The sequence below is a fragment of the Asanoa ferruginea genome, from assembly GCF_003387075.1.
Taxonomy (GTDB): domain Bacteria; phylum Actinomycetota; class Actinomycetes; order Mycobacteriales; family Micromonosporaceae; genus Asanoa; species Asanoa ferruginea.
Window position 1 is genome coordinate 8,003,652 of record NZ_QUMQ01000001.1, and the last position, 22,891, is coordinate 8,026,542.

The 22,891-nt window shown below is 70.9% G+C and carries 19 protein-coding genes and 1 pseudogene; 9 read left to right on the forward strand and 11 right to left on the reverse strand.

All coding sequences use genetic code 11. The annotated features are described in order from the left end of the window. Positions 1-507: a DsbA family protein gene (locus DFJ67_RS37350; protein ID WP_116077098.1), complete on the reverse strand. Its 507-nt coding sequence runs from the start codon at positions 505-507 to the stop codon at positions 1-3. A gap of 242 nt (positions 508-749) precedes the next feature. On the opposite strand from DFJ67_RS37350, the pseudogene DFJ67_RS37355 reads away from it, so the two are divergent. After that, positions 750-1,650, forward strand: a pseudogene (locus DFJ67_RS37355) (beta family protein). Here the strand turns inward: DFJ67_RS37355 and DFJ67_RS37365 are convergent. Beyond that, positions 1,647-2,624 carry an aldo/keto reductase gene (locus DFJ67_RS37365; RefSeq protein WP_116073738.1) on the reverse strand — a complete coding sequence of 326 codons (978 nt, stop codon included), beginning with the start codon at positions 2,622-2,624 and terminating at the stop codon, positions 1,647-1,649. The pseudogene DFJ67_RS37355 and the gene DFJ67_RS37365 overlap by 4 nt on opposite strands. 109 nt (positions 2,625-2,733) lie before the next feature. Continuing rightward, positions 2,734-4,221, reverse strand: coding sequence for an APC family permease (locus tag DFJ67_RS37370; protein ID WP_116073740.1), 1,488 nt, complete (start codon positions 4,219-4,221; stop codon positions 2,734-2,736). A gap of 215 nt (positions 4,222-4,436) precedes the next feature. On the opposite strand from DFJ67_RS37370, the gene DFJ67_RS37375 reads away from it, so the two are divergent. Beyond that, positions 4,437-5,081 (forward strand): GOLPH3/VPS74 family protein, encoded by a 645-nt coding sequence (locus tag DFJ67_RS37375; RefSeq protein ID WP_170216153.1) that lies wholly within the window; start codon positions 4,437-4,439, stop codon positions 5,079-5,081. A gap of 57 nt (positions 5,082-5,138) precedes the next feature. On the opposite strand, the gene DFJ67_RS37380 is transcribed toward DFJ67_RS37375, so the two are convergent. The 5 genes from DFJ67_RS37380 to DFJ67_RS37400 form a co-directional block, all read right to left on the reverse strand. Next, entirely contained in the window at positions 5,139-7,034 is a 1,896-nt protein-coding gene (locus DFJ67_RS37380; protein WP_116073742.1) for a primary-amine oxidase, read from the reverse strand. 100 nt (positions 7,035-7,134) lie between these two features. After that, entirely contained in the window at positions 7,135-9,228 is a 2,094-nt protein-coding gene (locus DFJ67_RS37385) for a xanthine dehydrogenase family protein molybdopterin-binding subunit (protein WP_116073744.1), read from the reverse strand. Beyond that, positions 9,225-10,205 (reverse strand): FAD binding domain-containing protein, encoded by a 981-nt coding sequence (locus DFJ67_RS37390; RefSeq protein ID WP_116073746.1) that lies wholly within the window; start codon positions 10,203-10,205, stop codon positions 9,225-9,227. The genes DFJ67_RS37385 and DFJ67_RS37390 overlap by 4 nt, the downstream gene beginning before the upstream one ends. A 2-nt stretch (positions 10,206-10,207) precedes the next feature. After that, positions 10,208-10,720 carry a 2Fe-2S iron-sulfur cluster-binding protein gene (locus tag DFJ67_RS37395; protein ID WP_203783513.1) on the reverse strand — a complete coding sequence of 171 codons (513 nt, stop codon included), beginning with the start codon at positions 10,718-10,720 and terminating at the stop codon, positions 10,208-10,210. An 18-nt stretch (positions 10,721-10,738) separates the two neighbouring features. Beyond that, entirely contained in the window at positions 10,739-12,112 is a 1,374-nt protein-coding gene (locus DFJ67_RS37400; protein ID WP_116073748.1) for a CBM96 family carbohydrate-binding protein, read from the reverse strand. Positions 12,113-12,232: 120 nt separating this feature from the next. Between DFJ67_RS37400 and DFJ67_RS37405 the strand changes: the two genes are divergently transcribed. From DFJ67_RS37405 to DFJ67_RS37415, 3 genes are read left to right on the forward strand one after another with little or no spacing between them, the layout of a single operon-like run. Beyond that, a complete protein-coding gene (locus DFJ67_RS37405) occupies positions 12,233-13,468 on the forward strand; it encodes an MFS transporter (protein WP_116073750.1) in 1,236 nt (411 codons plus the stop codon). Beyond that, entirely contained in the window at positions 13,465-14,439 is a 975-nt protein-coding gene (locus DFJ67_RS37410; protein ID WP_116073752.1) for a TolB family protein, read from the forward strand. Before DFJ67_RS37405 ends, DFJ67_RS37410 begins: the two co-directional genes overlap by 4 nt. An 11-nt stretch (positions 14,440-14,450) precedes the next feature. Then, positions 14,451-15,149, forward strand: coding sequence for a phosphatase PAP2 family protein (locus DFJ67_RS37415; protein WP_116073754.1), 699 nt, complete (start codon positions 14,451-14,453; stop codon positions 15,147-15,149). Here the strand turns inward: DFJ67_RS37415 and DFJ67_RS44215 are convergent. Then, the gene (locus DFJ67_RS44215) at positions 15,055-15,741 is read right to left on the reverse strand and encodes a CGNR zinc finger domain-containing protein (RefSeq protein ID WP_239097130.1); all 687 of its coding nucleotides are present in this window, start codon (positions 15,739-15,741) and stop codon (positions 15,055-15,057) included. The genes DFJ67_RS37415 and DFJ67_RS44215 overlap by 95 nt on opposite strands. A gap of 54 nt (positions 15,742-15,795) precedes the next feature. Here DFJ67_RS44215 and DFJ67_RS37425 point away from each other — a divergent pair, with 54 nt between their 5' ends. Together DFJ67_RS37425 and DFJ67_RS37430 are read left to right on the forward strand one after the other, a co-directional pair. After that, positions 15,796-17,034, forward strand: coding sequence for an MFS transporter (locus DFJ67_RS37425; protein ID WP_116073756.1), 1,239 nt, complete (start codon positions 15,796-15,798; stop codon positions 17,032-17,034). After that, a complete protein-coding gene (locus DFJ67_RS37430) occupies positions 17,006-17,932 on the forward strand; it encodes a 5'-3' exonuclease (protein WP_116073758.1) in 927 nt (308 codons plus the stop codon). The genes DFJ67_RS37425 and DFJ67_RS37430 overlap by 29 nt, the downstream gene beginning before the upstream one ends. On the opposite strand, the gene DFJ67_RS37435 is transcribed toward DFJ67_RS37430, so the two are convergent. Beyond that, the gene (locus tag DFJ67_RS37435; protein WP_116073760.1) at positions 17,929-18,600 is read right to left on the reverse strand and encodes a DUF998 domain-containing protein; all 672 of its coding nucleotides are present in this window, start codon (positions 18,598-18,600) and stop codon (positions 17,929-17,931) included. The two genes, DFJ67_RS37430 and DFJ67_RS37435, sit on opposite strands and share 4 nt — an antisense overlap. Before the next feature lie 90 nt (positions 18,601-18,690). Between DFJ67_RS37435 and DFJ67_RS37440 the strand changes: the two genes are divergently transcribed. After that, positions 18,691-19,299, forward strand: coding sequence for a TetR/AcrR family transcriptional regulator C-terminal domain-containing protein (locus DFJ67_RS37440; protein WP_116073762.1), 609 nt, complete (start codon positions 18,691-18,693; stop codon positions 19,297-19,299). A 16-nt stretch (positions 19,300-19,315) separates the two neighbouring features. Beyond that, entirely contained in the window at positions 19,316-20,110 is a 795-nt protein-coding gene (locus DFJ67_RS37445) for an alpha/beta fold hydrolase (RefSeq protein ID WP_116073764.1), read from the forward strand. Here the strand turns inward: DFJ67_RS37445 and DFJ67_RS37450 are convergent. Beyond that, positions 20,100-22,865, reverse strand: coding sequence for a DEAD/DEAH box helicase (locus DFJ67_RS37450; RefSeq protein WP_116073766.1), 2,766 nt, complete (start codon positions 22,863-22,865; stop codon positions 20,100-20,102). The genes DFJ67_RS37445 and DFJ67_RS37450 overlap by 11 nt on opposite strands. Between the last annotated feature and the right edge of the window lie 26 nt (positions 22,866-22,891).

Below are 22,891 nucleotides of genomic sequence, written 5' to 3' on the forward strand. Positions count from 1 at the left end.
TTAGCGGCCGAGCCCGAGGGTGCTGCGCATGGCGCCGAGCTCGACCCGCCCTTCGTAGAGGCGGCCGTCGATGAACAGCGTGGGCGTGCCACGGGCGCCCTCGGAGACGCCGGTGGTGTAGTCGGCCGCCACCGCGGGCTGGAACCGTTGCGCCGACTCGCCGATCACCGACTCGGGGTCGGGCACACCGGCCTCGGCCGCGTACGCCGCCAGGTCGGGATCGGTCAGCCTGGCCTGGTGCTTGAACATCAGGTCGTGCATGGGCCAGAACCGGTCGCCGGCCGCCTCGGACGCGAGTGCGGCGGTCAGCGCATAGGGATGCTTGGTGAACACCGGGAAGTGCCGGTAGATCAGCCGAACCCGGCCGTCAGAGCCGTCGACCAGCTTGCGCAACACGGGAAACGCGGCGCCGCAGTAGGGGCACTCGAAGTCGCCGTACTCGATGACGGTGATCGCCGCACCGGGATCGCCGTAGACGTGCCGGTCCAGATCGATGGCGTCACTCACCCGTTCGATCGTGCCACCCACAAGACCACCAGGTGCGAAGATCGGAAATCCTCGGCCGCGACAGCCTGGCCCTGGGCGCCCTCCTCGGCGGCGTCCTGGCCGGAACACTAAGTGCGCACACCGGGCCGCCGCATTCCTGACGCGGCGACATTTAAATCAGGAATATATTCACTTACCGTGATGCATTGATTACGATCAGTGGGTAGATGCTAGCCGCGAGCGAGGTGGCGGTCGTGCCATATATGCCCATCCTCAAAGGGCGCGCGGGCGAGTTGACGGCTCTCGACCACCTGCCCGAAACCCAGGTTGGCTGCATTCTGCCCATCCTGGAGGTTGTGCCGAAGACCATCGACCCCATCAAAGACGCCTACAGGTTCGCCGAGCGGGCGCGGGATCGCTTACCGGCCGGCCCGGTCGGGATCGATGTGCGATATCTGGCCGACCCCGAGACCGGCTGGCGGCGGCCGATCAGGGACATCGTCGACGACCTCGGGTGCTTCGACATCCGTGCACTCCCAGTCGTTCACCCGACCGATCCGCCTGAACGGCTGCGAGACCACGGAGACGCAGCACGAGACAACGGCGGTCGGGCGATCGTCCGCCTCGGCGCGGACCGTGGGCGGCCCGACGACGATCTCACCGACGACCTCCTGGTTCGCCTCGACCAGCACGTGCGTGTCGCCGTAGAACAATGCGACCTCGTGCTGGACATGTCGTCGGTGCTCTCCGATGGCCAGGTCACCGCGGCGGAGCCGCTCGCCCGAAAGTGCGTTTCGTGGGCCAGACGCCAACCATGGGGATCCATCACGGTCGCAGCGGGCTCGATGCCGGATGCGGTAGGGGATCGCGAATCCCCAACTGACGACCGGGTGGCGGGCTAGACCAAACCTTCGCTACACCGGTGACGCGGACTGGTGGATCTACCGAGCGCCAGCCGCAACCGAAACCGGCTACCGCGGGTTCCTCGACCTGTGCGCCGCTCTGGTGGAAACGGACCACTGGCCGGGAGCAGAACATTGCTGGGCCGACGCCGAGCTCGACAAGCGAGCCCGGCGTGTCGCGGGTCCGGGTGCGGGCCAGGAGTGGCGAGCCTGGGGGACGTCGCATCACCTGGCGCAGGTGCTGGCCGAGCTGCGCGGCTAAAAGCCCTCGGGGTGGTGCGGGGTGTAGTTCTCCTCGAGGAGGGCGATCTCCTCGTCGGTGAGCTTGACGTCGAGGGCGGCCACCGCGTCGGTCAGGTGGTGGTCCTTGGTCACACCGACGATGGGGGCGGTCACCGCGTCCTTCGCCGCGACCCAGGCCAGGGCGATGGTGGCGCGGGAGACGCCGCGGTCCTGGGCGACCGAGGCGACGGCCTCGACGATTTTGCGGTCGGCGTCTTGCGACTGGCGGTAGAGGGTCGAGCCGAAGCGGTCGGTGCGGCCGCGGTCGGTCGTCGTGTCCCAGTCGCGGGTCAGCAGGCCGCGGGCCAGCGGGCTCCACGGGATCACGCCGACGCCCTGGTCGAGGCAGTAGGGGAGCATCTCCCGCTCCTCCTCGCGCATCAGCAGGTTGTATTGGTTCTGCATCGCGACGAAGCGGGTCCAGCCACCGAGGTCGGCGGCGTGCTGCAGCTGGGCGAACTGCCAGGTCCACATCGACGAGGCGCCCAGGTAGCGGACCTTGCCGGCCCGGACCAGGTCGTGCAGGGCCTCCATCGTCTCCTCGACCGGGGTTTCCGGGTCGAAGCGGTGGATCTGGTAGAGGTCGATGTAGTCGGTGCGCAGCCGGCGCAGGCTGGCGTCGACCTGGGTCATGATCGCGCCGCGGGACAGGCCGGCGCCGTTGGGGCCCGGGCCCATCCGGCCGTTGACCTTGGTGGCGATGACCACCTCGTCGCGGCTGGCGAACTCGCCGAGCAGTTGGCCGACGATCTCCTCGCTGGCGCCGAGCGAGTAGACGTTGGCGGTGTCGAACGTGGTGATGCCGGCGTCGAGCGCCTGCCGGATCAGTGGCCGCGAGGCGTCGAGGCCGATGCTCCACGCGTGGTTGCCGCGGTCGGGGTCGCCGAAGCCCATGCAGCCGAGCACGACCTTCGAGACAACCAGGCCAGAAGAGCCGAGGCGGGTGTATTCCATGGCGGCACTCCGTTCACCGAGGGGGGAAACTCGATGTGGAGGCTACTCCGGATGCCCGCGACGCCCGCGCGGCCCAAGGGCCGCGCGGGCGTGCGTCACATCGACCGACTCAGTGCACCGGCACGTAGTCGGAGTCGGAGCCGGACTCTTCGGCCGTCAGCGGCTGGCCGACGGTGCGGCCGATGCCCTCGTAGACGGAGGGCCGCGACGACTTGAGGATCGCGCCCCACAGGATGCCGATGAGAGCGGCCGCGCCGATCAGGCCGGGGAGCAGCCACTTGAGGTAGGACGGGTTGGTCGGTGCCAGCAGGCTGCTGAAGTTGCCGACCAGCGTCGCCAGCAGCGCGACCAGCAGGATCGTCGCCACCGCGGGCGCGATCGTGCCCTGCCAGAGCGACTCGTCGCCCCGGCGCACCCGGAAGTAGCCCACCACGGCCGCCGAGGTGGCGGCCATCAGCAGCACGACGCCGACCGCGGACACACCCGAGAGCCAGGTGAACAGGTCGAGCACCGGGTCCTTGCCGGCGGCGATGAAGCCGAGCAGCACGACGATCGCGATGACCGACTGGGTCAGCGAGCCGGCGATCGGAGCCATCGTGCGCTTGCTGGTGCGGCCCAGGAACTGCGGCAGCACCCGCTCGCGGCCGAGCGCGAAGAGGTAACGGGCCACGCCATTGTGGAACGACAGCAGGGCGGCGAAGACCGAGGTGAAGAACAGCACCACGGCGATGTCGGAGATCGTGGTGTTGGTGTGCTCCGCCAGCGTGCCGAACACGACGCCCGGGCCGTTTTCGGTGGACGCCTGCTGCACGTTGTCGGGGCCGACGACGACCATCATCGCCCACGCCGAGATGGCGTAGAAGAGGCCGGTGAAGAGCACCGCGAGGAAGGTGGCCCGGGCGACGGTGTGCCGCGGGTCCTTGACCTCCTCGCTGTAGATGGCGCCCGACTCGAAGCCGGTGAAGGCCGCGATGCCCAGCGCGAACACCGCGCCGACACCACCGGCGAACAGGTTGCCGAAGTCCCAGCCGGCCATCGAGACACTGCCGCCGGCCGGGTTGCCCAGGCCGACGATGTCGAACACCGCGGTGACGATGATCTCCAGGATCAGCAGCACGGCGAGAACGCTGGCGTTGAGGTCGACGCGCAGCATGCCGAGGATGCCGATCAGCACCCAGGCGGCGATGGACCAGACCCACCACTTGGCGTCGACGTCGAACTTCTCCAGCATGAAGCCGGAGAAGATGTAGCCGAAGAGGCCGTAGAGGCCGATCTGGATCGCGTTGTAGGCGGTCAGCGCCACGAAGGAGCCACCGACGCCGGCGGGCCGGCCCATGCCCTGCGCGATGTAGGAGTAGAAGGCACCGGCGTTGGCGACGTGGCGGCTCATCGCCGCGTAGCCCACGGCGAAGATGCCGAGGATGACCGCGAGCACCAGGAAGGACAGCGGCACGCCCTTCGAGCCGGTGACCGCGAACGTGGTGGTGACGCCGCCACCGAGGACCGTCAGCGGCGCCGATGCCGCGACGACAAAGAAGAACAGGTGTACGACACCAAGTCGTCGCCTGGCTAGAGTTCCTGCGAGCTGTTCGGACACTGGGGGGTTCCTCGATTCAGAGGGTCTTTGATCGGTTGCGCGACGCCCGATCGTACGGCCACCCCCGTCCCCACTCAAGACTGTGGAGGGTCCTTATCGAAGGATCACAACGGTTGAATGCGCATCAAGATCGGCGTACTCTTTGCACGCACAAAATCGGCGAACCCTCCCATCGCCGGTTCCCATCCCTCGACTCCCACACTCTGCCTGAGGTTATGAGCGACTTAGGGCTTGCCGACGAACTCTTCATGGTCGGACACAACGAATACACCGGCAAGACAGTCATCAACGACGAGATGCTCGACGCCGGCCTGGCCGGTGCCGCTCTCGCGGAGCTGATCCTGCAGCGGCGGGTCACGGTGGTGGCGGGCAAGCTCGCCGTCGACGACCCTCGACCGTGGGGAGACCCGGTGACCGACGTCGTGCTGCGCGAGATCCACAGCAGAGGGAGCGAGTTCGTTCCCCGCGCCTGGGTGGAGCACCTACGCAGCAACGTCGGCGAAGTGGTCGCGCAACGCGTCGTCGCCGCGGGGATGGTCCGTCGCGACGAACAGCGTTCCGGGCTGTCCAGGAAGCTTACTGTGCGTTACCCCGCAGTCAACGCATTGACGGCAACGAGGCCGCTCGTGCGACTGTCCTACTACCTACAGCGACCGTCGCAGATCGATGCGCAGACGGCCACCCTCGCGGCGCTGGTCAAGGCTGCTGGCCTCGAACAACGCATCATGCTCGAGTGGAGCAGGCAAGAGGTGTCCGACGCGATCGGCGCGATCGTCGCTCGCCTGCCGGCTCCGCTGCGTGACGTCATCCATGGCGTCGAAGGCGCGGTTGCCGCGATGGCGGTCATCACTCGCCGTTAACGTTAAATAATTGTTTCGGGGGTACGTCCACGCGATGGACGTACCCCCGAAATGTTATTAATGGCAGTGTTTAGCCGTAGTTGCCGGGACGTCCAGAGTGGGGTTGCGGTCGAAGAATCCGGCGGGCCGCAGCGCGAATCCACAACGATCAACGGGCATCACGGGCCAGTCTTCGACCCGCGGGAAATGCGTGCTGCCGAATGTGTGCCAGAGCACGATGTCTTCGCCGTCGATCGACTCGTCGTCGGCGACGAAGGCCGGCAGGCCGGCACCACCCGGGTGCTGGTTGACGTTTTCGCCGGCGGGGTAACGCTCGTCGGCGTGCTGCCGGGTGACCCAGAGGTGCTTGGTGGCGAACGCCGCGCGGCGGGCGATCGACGAGGTCTCGTCGGCCAGTAGCGCGGGCTGCCCCTCGGGCCGCAGCACGTAGGCGACCGGCTGACCGAGGCGGTTGGTTCTGCCCGGGTTGGAGATCCGCCAGACCCGGCCGACGCTGTTGTCGGCGGAGCGGGCCGCCTCGGACTCCCGGGTCAGCCGGGTCGCGGTGCGGGTGAACGCGTTGCCGTAGGGGTTGGCCTCGCCGACCGGCAGCCGGCGCACGTCGAGTTCGTCGACCGCGTTGCCGACCCCGTCGAGCATCATGTCGAGCCGCGCGCTGAACAGGTGCTGGTGGTAGGGCGCGCCGAGGCCGGGCGCGATCTCGGTCGCGTAGTCGGACTCCTGCGCGTAGGACGAGGTGAACACCACGCCGGTCGCCTTGACCTCCATCTCGACGGTGCCGTCGAGGTAGAGGTACCAGAAGAAGCCGTAGTCGTAGTTGCCGACCGTGGCCCAGTAGGAGATCACCAGGCGGCGCTGGCGGCGGGTCTCGGCCGCCTCGGTGAACAGGTCGGAGTGCTTCCACAGCACGCCGAAGTCTTCCTCGTGCAGGCAGATCGCGTTGCTGACCTCGCGCGGGTTGCCGTCGCCGTCGGCGAGCACGGCGTCGAAGTAGCGGATCTCGCCGAGGCAGTCACAGCCGAGCACCAGCGAGTTGGCCTGCTGGCCGAGCAGGTATTCGCCGGCGTCGAAGTAGTTCTGCCAGAACCGCACCGGGCTCGGGTCGGCGTAGGGAACGACCATCTCGGCGATGGAGGCGCGGTAGACCAGCGGGCGGTCCTGGATGGAGAGCTGGTGCAGCACCAGGCCCTCGCGCGGGTCGAAGCCGATCCGGAACTTCCAGCCTTCCCAGGTCACCTCGTCGCCGTCGACCTGGAAGCTCGGGCCGTCGGGCTGGGTGATCTCCAAGGCTTTGAGCGACTCGCGCGGCGGGCCGGTGAAGACCGGGTCGTCGTAGTTGCCCTCCTCGGCCGGCACCGGCAGCAGCGCGCTGTCGATGAGCTGGATGACCTGCTTCTCGATCAGGTCGACGTAGGCGACCACGCCGTCGATCGGGTGGGCCCAGCAGTGGTCTTCGGGCCGGTTGGCGACGAACGACAGCACCCGCAGCAGGCGCCGGCCGCGCTCGCCCTCGATGTCGTAGCTGCCGGCCGACAGCGGACACGGCCGGACCAGGTCGAAGTCGGTGATGCCGCGGCGCTCGATGGCGGCGCGCCACTCGGGGTCGGCCTTGACGATCTCGTCGACCGCGATGAACTCGTCGAGCAGGATCGGCGGCTGCCCGTCGACGGCGGTGTCGACCTCGGTGACCTGGTCGATCTCCTCGCGGGTCACCGACGCGACCACCGCGCGGACCTGGCCGGTGGCCACGTCGAGCAGGGTGGCGCGGACCCGCCGGTCGAGCGGGTCGCCGGTGCGCCAGGCGAGCACCGCGTCCTTCGTCGGCTCTTCGAGCGCGAGCAGCGCGAACCGGGTCGTCGGGGTCAGCAGGTCGTGCTTCTGGAACAGCGTTCGGGCGGAGTCGATCTCGGCAGCGCTGAGCCGCGCAAGGGGATGACCAGCCGGTGCCGTCATCGGATCACCTCGTCGAAAGGGGGGTTACGACGATCGACAAGCTAATCTCATGTTCCGGTGACTGTCCACGTACGCCAGAGTGAGATCGATCAACGTTCGGTCAGAGTGCGGCGCGGGCGGGGCTGATCGGCAGCTCACGCTGGCGCACGCCGGTCGCGTGCCACATCGCGTTGGCGATCGCGGCGGGCACGCCGACGATGCCGATCTCGCCGAGACCCTTGACGCCGGCCGGGTTGAGCTCGTCGTCGGGGTCGTCGACGAACGCCACGTCGAGGGCGCCCACGTCGGCGTTGGTCGCCACGTGATAGTCGGCGAGGTTGTGGTTGAGGAAGTCGCCGGACCCGACGTCCATCATGGACTCCTCGAGCAGCGCGCAGGACAGGCCCATGGTCATCCCGCCGATGAGCTGTGACCGGGCGGTCAGCGGGTTGACCACCCGGCCGACCGCGTAGACGCCGGTCAGCCGCGGCACCCGCACCTCGCCGGTCGTGACATCGACGGCCACCTCGGCGAAGTGGGCGCCGAACGCGTAGCGGGCCAGGTCGCGGCGTGCGCCGACCGCCTCGGTCGAGTCGAAGGTGCTGGTCAGCCCGTCCGGCGGGATCGCCTCCCCGGACGCGAGCCGGCGGGCCAGGTCGTGGCAGGCGGTCAGCACCGGCCAGCTCCACGACGCGGTGCCCATCGAGCCACCGGCGACCATCGCCAGGCCGAAGTCGCTGTCGCCGATCAGCACCCGGACCTGCTCGACCGGCACCTCCAGCGCGTCGGCGGCGAGCTGGGTGAGCGCGGTGCGGGCGCCGGTGCCGATGTCGGCCGCGCCCACCCGCACCACATAGCCGCCGGACCGCAGCGCGGTCGCGTGCGCGATGGTCGGCGCGGTCCGGGCCGGGTAGTGCGCGCCGGCCATTCCGGTCCCCCGCCACCAGCGGCCGTCCCGGCGTACCGCGGGGCGGGGGTCGCGGTCCGCCCAGCCGAACCGCCGGGCACCCGCGCGCAGGCACTCGGCCAGCCGCCGGCTGCTGAACGGGTGCCCGGACGCCGGCTCGGTGGTCGTGTCGTTGCGCAGCCGCAGCTCGATCGGGTCGACGCCGCACGCCTCGGCCAGCTCGTCCATCGCGGACTCCAGCCCGAACGAGCCGGGCGCCTCCCCCGGTGCCCGCATCCATCGTGGCGTCGGGATGTCCAGCGCCACCACCCGGTGGCTGGTGCGCAGGTTGTCGGCCGCGTACATGGCGCGGGAGTAGGTCGCCGACTGCTCCGTGAACTCCAGCAGCCGCGAGGTCTGCGACGCGGCCCGGTGTTCGAGCGCGACCAGCCGGCCATCGGCGCCGGCGCCGAGCCGGACCCGCTGGGCGGTCGGCGTGCGGTAGCCGGTCAGCGGGAAGAGCTGCGGCCGGGTCAGGGTCACCCGCACCGGGCGGCCGACCAGGGTCGCGGCCATCACCGCCAGCACCGCCTCGGGCCGGGCCAGGCCCTTGTTGCCGAAGCCGCCGCCGACGTGCTCCGAGACCACGTGGAGGGTGCCCGCCTCGAAGCCGAACAGCCTGGTCAGCGTTCCCGCGATGCGGTAGGCCCCCTGGGTCGAGTTGTAGAGGGTGACCCGGCCGTCGGCCCAGACCGCGGTGCCCGAGTGCGGCTCCATCGCGTTGTTGTGCTGGGCCGGCGTGCGGTATTCGCGGTCGACCACGACGGCGGCATCGGCCAGCGCGGCGTCCACGTCGCCCTTGTCGGTCACCGTGGGGAGCTGCGGGTTGACGTGGTCCGGTGCGTAGAGCTGCGGATGGTCGGCGCGGAACACCACGTCGTGCGGTTCCTCGAAATAGTCGACCTGGATCCGCTCCGCCGCCTCCCGGGCCCGCTCCGGCGTGTCGGCGATGACCAGCGCGACCGGTGCGCCGTAGTGGGCCACCCGGTCGTTCTGGAACAGGAACAGCGTTCCCTCGCCGATGTCGGTGAGCCGGGGCGCGTTCTGCCGGTCGAGCACCGCGAGCACGCCCGGCATCGCCAGGGCGGCGTCGACGTCGAGCGCCCGGACCCGGCCGCGGGCGATGGTCGCCGGCACGACCCAGCCGTAGACCAGGCCGGGCAGCGCGATGTCGGCGGCGTAGTGTGCCCGCCCGGTCACCTTGTCGAGGCCCTCGATCCGGGTCAGCGGGTGGCCGACGGCCGGCGCGGTCTGCCAGGTGCGGGTCATCGGCCGGCCAGTTCGGTGAGCACCGCGACGATGAGGTCGCGGATCAGCGGCACCTTGTAGGCGTTGTCGCGTAGCGGGCGCGCGGCGTCGAGTTCCGCTTCGGCGGCGACCTCGAACGCGGCCGCGGTGGCCGGGCCGCCGTGCACCGACCGCTCCGCCACCCTGGCCCGCCAGGGGTGCGAGGCCACCGCGCCGAGGGCGATCCGCACCTCGCTCACCCGGTCGGCCTCGATGGCCAGCAGCGCGGCGACCGAGCCGATCGCGAACGCGTACGACGCCCGCTCGCGGACCTTCCGGTAGTGGGACCGGCCGGCGACCGGCGGCGGCAGCACGATGCCGGTGACCAGCGTGCCGTCGCGGATGTTGACCTCGCGGTCGGGGCGGTCGCCGACCGGGCGGTAGAAGTCGTCGAGCGGGACCTCGCGCGGCCCGGCCAGGTCGTGCACCAGCACCCGGGCGTCGAGCGCGGCCAGGGCGACCGCCAGGTCCGACGGATGGGTGGCGACACAGTGGTCGGACGCGCCGAGGATGGCCAGATTCTGGTGCAGGCCCTCGATGGCCGGGCAGCCGGAGCCGGGCACCCGCTTGTTGCACGCTTTGGCCGGATCGGTGAAATAGCCGCAGCGGGTGCGCTGCATCAGGTTGCCGCCGGTGGTCGCGACGTTGCGCAACTGGCCGGAGGCGGCCGACAGCAGCGCCTCGCTGAGCATCGGGTAGCGGTGCCGGACCAGCGGGTGCGCGGCGAGGTCGCTGTTGCGCACCTCGGCGCCGACCCGCAGGCCACCGCCGTCGTCCTCGGAGACCTCATCGAGCGGCAGCCCGGTGACGTCGACCAGCAGGTCCGGGCGCTCGACGCCGAGCTTCATCAGGTCGACCAGGTTGGTGCCGCCGCCCAGGTAGCGGGCGCCCGGGTTGTCGGCGACCAGCGCGACGGCGCTGTCGACGTCGCGGGCCCGGGCGTAGGCGAACTCCCGCATCGTCAGTCGCCCCCGGCGACCTCGCGGATCGCCGCGACGATGTTGACGTAGGCGCCGCACCGGCAGATGTTGCCCGCCATCCGCTCGCGGATCTCCGCGTCGTCGAGGTGCCCGACGCCGTCACTGACCACGCTGGGCCAGCCGGCGGCCAACTCGTCGAGCATGCCGATCGCGGAGCAGATCTGGCCGGGTGTGCAGTAGCCGCACTGGAAGGCGTCGTGCGCGAGGAACGCCGCCTGCATCGGGTGTGGCTCGTCGTCGGCCAGGCCCTCGACGGTGGTCACCTCGCGGCCGTCGACGGCGACCGCGAGCAGCAGGCACGAGTTGACCCGGCGGCCGTCGAGCAGCACCGTGCAGGCGCCACACTGCCCGTGGTCGCAGCCCTTCTTGGTGCCCGGCCGGTCGAGCCGGTCGCGGAGCAGGTCGAGAAGGGTGGTGCGGTTGTCGACCGCGAGCGTGTGTGGCGCCCCGTTGACCATGAGGCGGACGGTGCTGCTCAGCTCGGGAACAGTCATGACATTCCCGACACTAGCTCAATGGCAAGCACCTGTTCCGCTGTCGGCGTAGGTCTTGCCGGACTGGGGCACGAACTGCCAGTCGTACGAGTTGCTGTGCAGGGTGAACTTGAGAACGCCGAACGTGTCGCTGTTGCGGGCCTGGCTGTTGGGCTGGATCGTGCCGAAGCCGTAGTGGTCGGCGCCGCCCATGCCGGCCACGAACGAGCGCAGGCCGCGGGCGCTGTCGGCGCCGCCGCTGGGGTTCATCGGGCCGAACCGCTCGTACTGGTGGTTGTGGCCCCAGACGACCACGTCGGCGTTGGCGTCGTAGAGCGCCTGGTAGAGCGGGCGGGTCGACGACGACGGCGCGTGGTTGGCGCCCGAGGTGAACAGCGGGTGGTGCCAGTAGGCCAGCGTGCAGGGCCGGGTGTTGGCGGCCAGGTCGTTGCGCAGCCAGGTCACCTGGGCCGAGCTCGACGTCATGCTGATGTTGGAGTTGAGCGAGACGATGTGCCAGTTGCCGAGGTTGTAGGAGTAGTAACCCTGGCCCGACGGGCCGGCCTGCGATCCGAAGTAGCCGTAGTAACCGGTGGCGCCCGAGGTGTTGTAGTCGTGGTTGCCCGGCGCGGGCCGGGTCCGCGACTTGAAGGCGCCCCAGGTCGGCTGGTAGTAGCTGTTGAACTCGCTGGCCGTGCCGTTGTCGTAGACGTTGTCGCCGGTGGTGAACACCGTGCCGGAGATCCCGTTGACCAACGCCGCGGTCGCGCTGTCGCCGGAGCCCGAGGTGGCGATGTCACCGGCGCCGACCAGCACCGGGTCGCCGCTCGGCGGCGGTGTCGTGGTCGTGCCGGTGGTGACCACGAGTTGCGGCGCGTCGGTGCCGCTCTCCCGCGCGTCGTAGTAGGCGCCGTCGGTGCTGCTCGACGTCGCGCCGAAGCTGAACGTGCCGTTGCCCTTCACCACGCTGGTGACGTCGACCTCGTACCACCCGTCGGCCGTGACGCTGCCGATCGAGCCGACCGTGGCGCCGTCGATCGCGGGCTGGTTGTTCCACGTCGTGCCGGTCTCCGACCAGGTGGTGTTCGACATCGCGCGGAAGGTGCCGCCGTTGTTGCTGCCATCGTTGCCGCTGATCGTGCGCAGCCGCAGCTTCACGCTCGAGACGGTGCCGCTGACGCCGCTGACCGTGAAACGTAGGAACAGCCGGCGTACCGGGTCGTTGTCGACGACGATCTGGGTCGACGTGCCGTAGTTGGTCGAGGCCGTGTCGGTCTGCACGTAGGTGTCGGCGACGGGCCGGAACGTGCTGGTGGCCGCCGAGGCGGGAGTGGTCGGGCTGAGGACGGCGGCGATGACGACGCCGGCCAGAACGGTCGCCGTGGCGGCGCCGGCCAGGATCCGGATGCGCATGGCACAGGAATCTACGGTCATGAATGAACAAGCTCTCGTCGTACGGGTGAACGCCGGGCATCCGATCTGTTCACCCGCCGACGGTTGTCCCGCTGCGATCCGGCATAGAGGGTGTTCGACGTGTACCTCTCCACGATCGACCGTACCGCCGGTCCTCGGGCGCGCGGCCGGGCGTTCGTGGCGGGCAACGTCGTCGCGCTCGGCACCGTCAGTCTGGTCACCGACGTCTCCGCCGAGATGGTCACCGCCGTGCTGCCGCTCTACCTGGTGCTGGGCCTCAACCTGAGCCCGCTGGCGTACGGGGTCGTCGACGGCGTCTACACCGGCGCGACCGCCGTGCTGCGGATCGTCGGCGGCTATGTCGCGGACCGGATCCGGGCCCGCAAGGCACTCGCCGGGCTCGGCTACGCGCTGTCGGCCGTGGCCAAGCTCGGGCTGCTGGCCGCCGGGCGGTCGCTGACCGGGATCGGCTTCGTGGTCGCGGTCGACCGGATGGGCAAGGGACTGCGCACGGCGCCGCGGGACGCGCTGATCACGCTCTCCACTCCGCCGTCGGCGCTCGGGCGGGCGTTCGGGGTGCACCGGACGATGGACGCGGTCGGCGCGTTCCTCGGGCCGCTGGTCGCGCTGGCGGTGCTGGCCGGTTCGGGCCAGTCCTACGACGCGGTCTTCGTGACCAGTTTCTGCGTGGCGGTCCTCGGTGTGGCGGTGCTCGTGCTCTTCGTGCGCGAACGCGCTGTCGTCGCGCCGGTCGCGGCGCCCCGGCCCGGGTTGCGGGACGCGGCCGCGCTGCTGCGGGTGGCCGGGCTGCGCCGGTTGCTGCTGGCCGCGACGCTGCTCGGCGTCGCGACGATCGGCGACGGCTTCGTCTACCTGATGCTGCAACGCCGCACCGAACTCGGGCTGGTCTGGTTCCCACTGCTCGCGGTCGGCACCAGCCTGGGCTATCTGCTGCTGGCCGCGCCGCTGGGCGTGCTCGCCGACCGGATCGGGCGGCGGCCGGTGCTGCTCGCCGGCTATGCCGCGCTGGCGCTCACCTACCTGCTGCTGGCCGCGCCGGTCGGTGGCTGGGCACTGCTGGTGGCCGCGCTGGGGGCCTACGGCCTGTTCTACGCGGCGACCGACGGGGTGCTGATGGCACTGGCCGGGCCGGTGCTGCCGGACACGTTGCGGGCGACCGGCCTGGCGCTGGTGCAGACCGGGCAGGCGCTGGCCTACCTGGTGTCGTCGGTGCTGTTCGGGCTCGCCTGGGCCGCCTGGGGACCGACGGCGGCGGTGCTCGCCGCGGCGCTCGTCGCGGTCGTCGCCGGCGGGGTCACCGCGGGCCTGCTATTCCACAAGGGACAAGCCGCATGAGCTTACGGGTACGGGTCTTCACGCTGCTGGCAGTCGTCGTCGTGCTGGCCACGGCGGCGGTGCTCTACATCCGGACCGCCGCCGCGTCCCGCACGCCCGCGGTCGGCGCGACGGCACCGGTCACGCTCGACGCCGCACCGGTGCTGTTGACGGTGACCGACCGGCACTTGGCGACGGTGTCCATGATGGACCCCGCCGGCCCGCGCACCGTCTCCGCGGTCGAGTGCGTCCGGGCGTACGCCGCCGGTGGCACCGGAGTCTGCCTGCGACAGGCGACGCCGTGGGCGTACCAGCTGCAGGTTCTTGATCGGACCTTGACCACCGTGCGGTCCGTCGACATTCCCGGCCTGCCCAACCGGGCCCGGGTCTCCGCATCGGGACGGATGGTCGCCTGGACCACGTTCGTGGGCGGCGACTCCTACAACAGCGGCGGCTTCTCGACCCGCACCGGCATCCTCGACACCCGCACCGGCACGCTGGTGCCGTCGCTGGAGGAGTTCACGGTGCCGGCGCGCGCGGCCGACCGCAACTTCTGGGGCGTCACGTTCGCGGCCGACGACAACACCTTCTACGCCACGATGTCGTCCGGCGGCCAGCGCTACCTGATGGCCGGCGACGTCGCGGCGCGCACGCTGCGCCCGGTCACCACCAACGTCGAGTGCCCGTCACTGTCACCGGACGGCAGCCGGATCGCGTTCAAGCGCGCGATCGAAGGCGACCCGACCAAGGGCTGGCGGCTGTCGGTGCTCGACCTCGCGACGCTGGCGGTGACCCCGCTGGCCGAAACCGCGAGCGTCGACGATCAGCCCGCGTGGCTCGACGACCGCACCGTCGCCTACACCCTGCGCCAGGCCGACGGCCGCCCCGACGTGTGGTCGGTGCCGGCCGGCGGCGGCGGCGCGCCCCGGCTGCTGGTCCCCGGCGCGGAGTCACCGGCGGCATTGGGAGTGCCGGGCGGCGCGAACGGGTAAGGACACCTGCCATGCGCCAGGTTCTGCTCCGTGTGCTGCTCCCGCTCGTCGCGCTCTACGCGCTGATGGTGGCCTTCGGGCTGTTCATCACCAAGGTCGCCGACGGCTGGTGGCCCCTGACCGTCGAGGACCGGGTCAACGAGTCGCTCGAGGCGGCCCGCTCCGGCACCTTGACCGCCGCGTCGCTGGTGTTCAGCACCATCGCCGACACCTGGTCGGTGATCGGCGTGTGCACGCTGGCCGTGGCGATCCTGCTGGTCACCCGCCGCCCGTGGCGCGAGCCGATCTTCCTCGCGTCGGCGGTCGCGGCACAGGCGCTGATCTTCCTGTGCACCACGCTGGTGATCGACCGGCCGCGCCCCGACGTCGTGCACATGGACGTCTCGCCACCCACGTCCAGCTTCCCGTCGGGCCACACGTCGGCCGCCGCCACCCTCTATTGCGGGCTGGCGCTGCTCTTCGCGCTGCGCGCCACCGACCGGCGCTGGGAGACGCTGGTCTGGACCATCTTCGTGCTGATCCCGGTCGGCGTCGCGCTGACCCGGCTCTATCGCGGCATGCACCACCCGACCGACGTGCTCGCCTCGTTTGCCAACGCGGCGGCCTGCGTGACCATCATGTATCACGGCGTGCTCCGCTGGCGCGGTGCTCCCCCGCCCCGTCCGGAGCAGGAACGCCCCGCCGTCTCGCTGGCCCGGCGCCACTCCTGACGGCGCGGCGGCGCTCGGTCAGCCGGCGGGCCTTGGCCCGCGCGCCGCAGTCGGCCATCGCGCACCAGCGCCGAGAGTGGTTGCGGCTGTGGTCGAGGAACAGCCAGCCACAGCCGCCCTCCGGCAGCGGGCACTCGCTCAGCGCCGCACGGTCGAGGGTCGTCAGCAGGTCGGCCGCCGCGAGCACCAACCGGTCGGTGACCAGCGTGGCGTCGCCCTCGACCACGATCTCGACCGGATGGTCCTTCGCCGCGGCCAGCTCAGCCCGGCCCAGCGCGTCGCGCCACCAGCCCAGCAGCGGGTCGGCGCCGGCGCCGCGCACCAGCACGCCGTAGACGGTCTCGCGCAGGTCGCGCACCACGCTCAGGGCGTGTTGGGCGGCCTTCGCGTCGGCGGACCAGGCCGTGCCGACCCGGGCCGCCTCTTCCGTGCCGACGATGCCAGCGCGCCCGGCCCACACCAATAGGTCGTGCGGCGAACCCAGATGATCCCGCTCGGGTGGCCCGTCGCCGCGCGGCTCCACTGTGTTGACCAGGTCCAACACCGGATGGCCGGCGACCAATGGCAAATCGGTGATGCCTTCTGCGACCATGTTCGATATGCTACCACCGTTGCGCGTTTTGGTGGCGACACTTTGGAGGCTCCGATGGCACCGCAGCTCTCCCCCGCCCGGGCCACGGCCGCCCTGGTCGCACTCTCCCTGGCCGCGTTCGCCTACGTGACCACCGAGCTGCTGCCGATCGGCCTGCTCACGCTCATCGCGCCGGATCTACATCGGTCCAGATCGGCGGTCGGGCTGCTGGTCACCGGCTACGCGTTCGTCGTGGTCATCGCCTCGCTGCCGCTCGCCCACCTGACCAAGCGGATCCCCCGCCGCCGCCTGCTGGCCGGCACCTTCGTGGTGTTCACCCTGGCCACCGCCCTGTCGGCGTTCGCACACAGCTACTGGCTGCTGGCCGGCGCCCGGCTGGCGACGGCCGCCACCCAGGCGCTGTTCTGGTCGGTCATCGGGTCCACTGTGACCGGTCTGTTCCCGGCCGACGTGCGCGGCCGCATCGTCGCCCGGTTCTCGGTCGGCCCCGCGCTCGCGCCGGTGCTCGGCGTCCCGCTCGGCACCTGGATCGGCCAGCAGGCCGGCTGGCGCACGGCGTTCGCGGTGATGGCGGTGGTCGGCCTGCTCACCGGCATCGTGGTCACCGCGCTGCTGCCCTCGTTCGCACCGGCCGACGGCGGCGCCGCCCGGGGCACCGCGCCCGACCCGCGTGGCTATCGCACGCTGCTGGTGGTCACCGCCGTCGGCATCACCGGCTACCTGACGGCGCAGACCTACATCACCCCGTTCCTGCTCGACGTGACCGGCTTCCCGGCGTCGTCGCTGTCGGTGCTGCTGCTGGTCTCCGGCGCCGCCGGCGTGCTCGGCACGATGATCGTCGGCCGGTTCATCGACAGCCGCCCGGTGGTCGCGATCGCCGCGCCGCTCGCGCTGGTCGGCGGCACGCTCCTGCTGCTCTACGCGTTCGGCCCGGTCAAGCCGCTCACCGTGGGCCTGCTCGCGCTCGCCGGCCTGGGCTTCAGCGCGCTGGCCGCCGCGGTGCAGGGCCGCACGCTGCAACTCGCGCCCGGCAACACCGACGTCGCCTCGGCCGGCATGGGCTCGGCGTTCAACGCCGGCATCGCGAGCGGCTCGCTGCTCGGCGGCGCGCTGCTCCCCTCGGCCGGCGCCCGCCCGCTCGCCCTGGTCGGCGGCCTGCTCGCACTGACAGCCCTGTCGGTCGCGCTGTTCGACGCCCGCCGCCACCCCGCCCCGGCCAAGGGCCCCGTCCGCCCTGCGATCGAGGGCGTGGCAGAGTGTGACGATGACCAAGCGACCGCTGTTGCTCGTTGACTCGGCGAGTCTTTACTTCCGGGCCTATTTCGGCATCCCGGAGTCGGCCGCCCAGGCGCCCGACGGCAGCCCGGTCAACGCGGTCCGCGGCTTCCTCGACATGGTCGCCCAGCTCATCCGGACCCGCCGGCCCGACCGGATCGTCTGCGCCCTCGACTACGACTGGCGGCCGGCGTGGCGGGTCAAGCTGATCCCGTCCTACAAGGCGCATCGGCTGGCACCCGGCGGCGGCCCGTCGACCGAGGTCGTGCCCGACAACCTCGAGGCCCAGGTGCCGCTGATCCTCGAGGTGCTGGCCGCGGTCGGCATCCCGGCGATCGGCGCCAAGGGTTACGAGGCCGACGACGTGATCGGCACCCTGGCCACCACGCAGCCCGGCCCGGTCGAGGTGGCCTCCGGCGACCGCGACCTGTTCCAGCTCATCGACGACCAGAAGCCGGTCCGCCTGCTCTACTGCGGACGCGGCGTCGGCAAGCTCGAAGACTGCGACAACGCGGCGGTCGAGGCGAAATACGGCGTCCCGGCGGCCGGCTACGCCGACTTCGCGGCGCTGCGCGGCGACCCGAGCGACGGCCTGCCCGGTGTCGCCGGCGTCGGCGACAAGACGGCGGCCCGCCTGATCAGCCGCTACGGCACCCTCGACGCGATGCTGGCCGCCCTCGACGACCCGAAGTCAGGATTCGCGCCCGGCCTGCGCGGCAAGCTCGACGGCGCCCGCGACTATCTCGCCGTCGCCCCGACGGTGGTCAAGGTGGCCCGCGACGTCGAGCTACCCGCCGTCGACCCAGCCCTGCCCGCGGCACCGGCCGACGGCGACAAGTTGTTGGCCCTGGCCGAGAAGTGGAACCTGGCCGGCCCCTGCCGCCGCCTGGTCGACGCGATCAGCAACGCCGGCTAACCGCGTAGCGGCCGCTCGCCCCGCAGGTGGAGCGCGAGCGCTCCCAGCCAGCCGAAGCCGATGGCCAGGCTGATGCGCTGGAAGAGGCCGTGATAGTGCCCCGTCTGGGTCGCGAAGTCATACAGGGCGGCACTGGCGATGAAGGTTGCCGGCACGAGGATCCCGGCGGCGATGCTGCACCACATCCAGACGCGCAGCGCCGGGTCCTTGGCGAACCGCCGGGCCATCACGAAGATGAGCGCCGCGAGTGACAGGAACACCGCCATGGGCGCGTAGCCGTGGATCTGGCCGTGCAACGTGGGGTGTTCCGGCACGATGCCGCCGACGGGGTAGCCCGGAGTCGGATCCGTGGAAAAGATCCCGGCGACCAGGAGCCCGACCCCGCAGATGCCGGCGAGGACCGGCGCCGACCGGGATCCCGGTCCGCTGGGTATCGCTCCGCGCAAGCCGACCGCGAAAGCGCACAACGCCAGCCCGGTGATGAGGAAGTTGGCGATCTGGATCCATCCGAAGCGGCCCAGGCTGAGCTCGCTGCCGTAGTGGTGCAAGGACCGGTAGCCGGGTTGGACGATGCCGTCGACGAGCATCACCAGCACGAACAGTGGCGCGACCAGGCCGCCGGACAGTAGGTGTCGCGTCGTGCGGGAGGTGGTGGCGACAGTGGACATGATCTCTCCTTAGCATCGCTAAGTGGCGAGGGGCCCAACGTAGCCTTAGCAGTGCTAAGGTGTCAATCGATCGAAGTCTGGGGTGCCCGCATGGATCGCGAAGAGATCGTCACTTCGGCGTTGGAGTTGCTCGACGAGGCAGGGCTCGACGGGGTGACCGTCCGCCGGCTCGCCGCGCGCCTCGGCGTGCAGAATCCCGCCCTCTACTGGCATTTCCGCGACAAGCGGGCACTGCTCGACGAGATGGCGCAGACGTTGCAGTCGCGTCAGCATTTCGGGCCGCCACGCCACGGTGAGTCCTGGCAGGACTGGTTCGCCCGGCGTGGCCGCGAGCGTCGGGCGATCCTGTTGTCGCACCGGGACGGAGCCCGACTCGTGGCCGGCACCCGACCCGGGCCCGAACTCATCGGCAAATTCGAAGCCGAACTCGGATCACTGGTGGAGTGCGGGTTCACCCCGGCGCAGGCGCTGCTGGCGATCGGAACCCTCACCCGCTTCGTCAACGGATTCGTGCTCGAAGAACAAGCCCTGCAGCAGCGCCACGTCGATGGGTCACCCACGGACCTGTTCGAAGCCACGCCCATCCTGGCGGCCGCCATCCGTGACAGCGGCGACGGTGATGCCTCCTTCGAGCACGGTTTGCGGATCGTCGTCGACGGCATAGCGATCAACCTCACGCCCGGCACCACGCGACCTTGAGAGGCAGGCACCGATCATGAGCGAAGTGACCTCGAAGGACGGCACCTCCATCGCCTACGACCAGGTTGGGGAGGGCCCGGCGGTCATCCTCATCGGCGGCGGCCCGACCACCCGGGTGGTCAACACCGCGGTCGCCGACCTGCTGGCGCCGTCGTTCAGCGTCTTCAACTACGACCGTCGCGGGCACGGCGACAGCGGCGACACGGCTCCCTACACCGTCGACCGGGAGTTCGAGGATCTGGCCGCCCTCATCACCGCGGCCGGCGGATCCGCGTCTGTCTACGGCACGTCCGGCGGCGGGATCATCGCCCTCGAGGCGGCCGCCCGCGGCCTGGCCATCACCAGACTGGTGGTCTGGGAGCCGCCCTACATCGTCGATGACAGCCGCCCGCCGGTGCCTGCGGACTACCTTCAGCAGCTCACCGAGCTGCTGGCCGCCGACCGCCGGGGCGACATGCTCGAGCTGTTCTTCACCAGAGCCGCCAACCTGCCCGCGGAGTTCGTCAGCCCGATGCGCCAGTCACCGTTCTGGCCGGCGATGGAAGACCTCGCGCCGACCCTCGTCCACGACGCGATGCTCACCGGCGACTTCTCGTTGCCCACCAGCCGCATCGCCGCGGTCACCATTCCGACGCTGGTGCTCGACGGTGGCACGACCCCATGGCTCAGCAACGCCGCGCGCGCGGTCACCGACGCCCTACCCGATGCGCGGCACCGCACGCTGCACGGCCAACCCCACAACGTCGACCCCGCGGCCATCGCGCCGGCGCTGGCCGAGTTCTTCGCCGCGGACGACGTGCCTAGGCGTTGATGTAGGCCAGGACGCCGCGGTTGATGGCGCCGATGGCCTGGCGGGCGGTAGACCGCACGGTCGTGGACGCGCCGCCGGCGTCGGCGATCTGGCCGAGCAGGTCGACCACCTGGCGGGCCCAGCGGACGAAGTCGCCGGCCGGCATGTCACCGTCGAGGTTGTGGCCGCTGGCCAGGACCTTGGCCAGTGCCTCGCCCCGGGCCCACCGCACGATCGGCCAGACGAAGCCCAGATCGGGCTCGCGCGTGCGGTCTACGCCGTTGGCGGCCTCGTCGGCCTCGATCTCGACCCAGGTCTTCACGGTCTCGTCGATCGCTTCGGTGATCGGGCCGCGTGGCACCGACGCCCGCTCGTCGTTCTCGCGGCGCGCCTCGTAGAGCACGACCGACACCGCACCCGCCAGCTCGTCGGGGGTCAGCGCGTCCCACACCCCGCGCCGGAGGCACTCGGCGACCAGCAGGTCGGCCTCCGACCAGATCCGGGACAGCATCCGGCCGTTCTCGGTGACCTCGCCGTTCTCGCTCAGATAGCCGCGCGCGGTCAGCAGCCCGCAGACGCGGTCGAACGTGCGGGCCAGCGAGCCCGTGCGAGACGAGACCCGCTTGCGCAGTTCTTCCGTGTCGAGCAGCAGCCGGCGGCGCCGCTCGGCCCACCGGGCGTGCTCCTCGCGGTCGGGGCAGGCGTGGCACGGGTGTTTGCGCAGCTTGTCGCGCAGCTCGACCAGGTGGGTGTCTTCCCCGGTGCCGCGGGCGCGGCGGCCGCGGCGGCTGTGCCGGTCGAGGCCCGTGCCGGTGATGTCGGCGGCCAGGTCGCGCCGGGCCGACGGGTTGCGGTGGTTGAAATGCTTGGGCACCCGGATCCGGGCCAGCACCTCGGCCGGCGTGGTGAAGTCGGCCGACGTCACCCGGCCGGCCCAGCGGTCCTGGGTGAGCACCAGCGGGCGCGGGTCGCCGAAGCCGCCGGTGCCGGGCTCGAGCACCACCGCGAGGCCGGCGCGGCGGCCGGACGGCACCCGGATCACGTCGCCGATCCGCAGGCGCTCCAACGCCGACACCGCCTGGGCCCGGCGCTGCGACTGGCCCTGCCGGGCCAGCGCGCGCTCGCGCTCGCCGATCTGCATCCGCAGGTCGAAGTATTCGTCGAAGTCGCCGCGGCTGCAGGTGACCTCTTCGCCGTATTGCGCGATGGTCTCCTCGTTGCGCTGCACCTGCTTGGCCAGCCCGACCACCGACCGGTCGGCCTGGAACTGTGCGAACGACGCCTCCAGCAGCGACCGGGCGCGGTCGGCGCCGACCGTGCCGACCAGGTTGACGGCCATGTTGTAGGACGGCCGGAAGCTGGACCGTAGCGGGTAGGTGCGGGTCGACGCCAGCCCGGCCACGTGCCGCGGGTCGACCTCCGGCGTCCAGACCACGACCGCGTGGCCCTCGATGTCGATGCCGCGGCGGCCGGCGCGGCCGGTGAGCTGGGTGTATTCGCCGGGCGTCAGGTCGACGTGTGCCTCGCCGTTGAACTTGACCAGGCGTTCGAGCACGACACAGCGGGCCGGCATGTTGATGCCCAGCGCCAGCGTCTCCGTCGCGAACACGGCCTTGACCAGGCCGCGGACGAAGAGCTCCTCGACGACCTCCTTGAACGCGGGCAGCATGCCGGCGTGGTGTGCGGCCAGGCCACGCTCCAGGCCGTCGAGCCACTCCCAGTAGCCCAGCACCGACAGGTCTTCGCCGGGAATGGCGGTGATCCGCTCCTCGGCGATGCGGCGGATCTCGAGCCGCTCGTCGGGGCTGGTCAGCCGCAGCCCGGCGGCCAGGCACTGCTGGACGGCGGCGTCGCAGCCGGCCCGGCTGAAGATGAACATGATGGCGGGCAGCAGGTTTTCCCGGTCGAGGCGCTCGATCACCTCGGCCCGCAGCGGGCCCTTCCAGCGCGGCGACCGGCCGCCCCGGCTGCCGCCGTAGGTGTCGCGGCCCATCTCCAGCCGGCGCAGCATCTCCCGCGAGTAGCGCAGCAACTCGGGGTGGACGTCGTGCTTCTTGGCCGCGTCGGCGTCGTGGAACAGGTCGAACATCCGGCGGCCGACCAGCATGTGCTGCCAGAGCGGGACCGGGCGGTGCTCGCTGACGATGACGTCGGTCTGGCCGCGGACGGTGACCAGCCAGTCGGCGAACTCTTCGGCGTTGGAGACGGTGGCCGAGAGTGAGACCAATGTCACTGAGGCCGGCAGGTGGATGATCACTTCTTCCCACACCGCACCGCGGAAGCGGTCGGCCAGGTAGTGCACCTCGTCCATCACGACGTAGGCCAGGCCGGTGAGGGTTGGGGAACCCGCGTAGAGCATGTTGCGGAGCACCTCGGTGGTCATCACCACCACGGGCGCGTCGCCGTTGATCGCGTTGTCACCGGTCAGCAGGCCGACGTTCGCTGCGCCGTGCCGCTCGACCAGGTCGTGGAACTTCTGGTTGGACAGGGCCTTGATCGGGGTGGTGTAGAAGCACTTCTTGGGCGGCGTGTCCGGTTCGCCACCGCCCTTGGCCAGGGCCAGGTGCACGGCGAACTCGCCGACGACGGTCTTGCCGGCACCGGTCGGCGCGCACACCAGCACGCCGCTGCCGCGCTCCAGCGCCTCGCAGGCTTCCCGCTGGAAGTCGTCGAGGTCAAAGCCGAGACCGAGGGCGAATTCTTCCAGGGCCGGAAACGCGCTGGCCCGGGCGGCCCGGCGGCGCGCGGCGGAGTAGCGCTCGGCAGGGCTCGACATGTATCCAAGATTACGGCGTGCGCGCC

What these genes read in the sequence shown, in the direction of transcription:
- DFJ67_RS37365 (WP_116073738.1), bottom strand. Translation starts at nt 2,624, where the DNA reads ATGGAATACACCCGCCTCGGCTCTTCTGGCCTGGTTGTCTCGAAGGTC.
- DFJ67_RS37375 (WP_170216153.1), top strand. Translation starts at nt 4,437, where the DNA reads ATGAGCGACTTAGGGCTTGCCGACGAACTCTTCATGGTCGGACACAAC.
- DFJ67_RS37380 (WP_116073742.1), bottom strand. Translation starts at nt 7,034, where the DNA reads ATGACGGCACCGGCTGGTCATCCCCTTGCGCGGCTCAGCGCTGCCGAG.
- DFJ67_RS37385 (WP_116073744.1), bottom strand. Translation starts at nt 9,228, where the DNA reads ATGACCCGCACCTGGCAGACCGCGCCGGCCGTCGGCCACCCGCTGACC.
- DFJ67_RS37390 (WP_116073746.1), bottom strand. Translation starts at nt 10,205, where the DNA reads ATGCGGGAGTTCGCCTACGCCCGGGCCCGCGACGTCGACAGCGCCGTC.
- DFJ67_RS37395 (WP_203783513.1), bottom strand. Translation starts at nt 10,720, where the DNA reads ATGACTGTTCCCGAGCTGAGCAGCACCGTCCGCCTCATGGTCAACGGG.
- DFJ67_RS37400 (WP_116073748.1), bottom strand. Translation starts at nt 12,112, where the DNA reads ATGCGCATCCGGATCCTGGCCGGCGCCGCCACGGCGACCGTTCTGGCC.
- DFJ67_RS37410 (WP_116073752.1), top strand. Translation starts at nt 13,465, where the DNA reads ATGAGCTTACGGGTACGGGTCTTCACGCTGCTGGCAGTCGTCGTCGTG.
- DFJ67_RS37415 (WP_116073754.1), top strand. Translation starts at nt 14,451, where the DNA reads ATGCGCCAGGTTCTGCTCCGTGTGCTGCTCCCGCTCGTCGCGCTCTAC.
- DFJ67_RS44215 (WP_239097130.1), bottom strand. Translation starts at nt 15,741, where the DNA reads ATGGTCGCAGAAGGCATCACCGATTTGCCATTGGTCGCCGGCCATCCG.
- DFJ67_RS37425 (WP_116073756.1), top strand. Translation starts at nt 15,796, where the DNA reads ATGGCACCGCAGCTCTCCCCCGCCCGGGCCACGGCCGCCCTGGTCGCA.
- DFJ67_RS37430 (WP_116073758.1), top strand. Translation starts at nt 17,006, where the DNA reads ATGACCAAGCGACCGCTGTTGCTCGTTGACTCGGCGAGTCTTTACTTC.
- DFJ67_RS37435 (WP_116073760.1), bottom strand. Translation starts at nt 18,600, where the DNA reads ATGTCCACTGTCGCCACCACCTCCCGCACGACGCGACACCTACTGTCC.
- DFJ67_RS37440 (WP_116073762.1), top strand. Translation starts at nt 18,691, where the DNA reads ATGGATCGCGAAGAGATCGTCACTTCGGCGTTGGAGTTGCTCGACGAG.
- DFJ67_RS37445 (WP_116073764.1), top strand. Translation starts at nt 19,316, where the DNA reads ATGAGCGAAGTGACCTCGAAGGACGGCACCTCCATCGCCTACGACCAG.
- DFJ67_RS37450 (WP_116073766.1), bottom strand. Translation starts at nt 22,865, where the DNA reads ATGTCGAGCCCTGCCGAGCGCTACTCCGCCGCGCGCCGCCGGGCCGCC.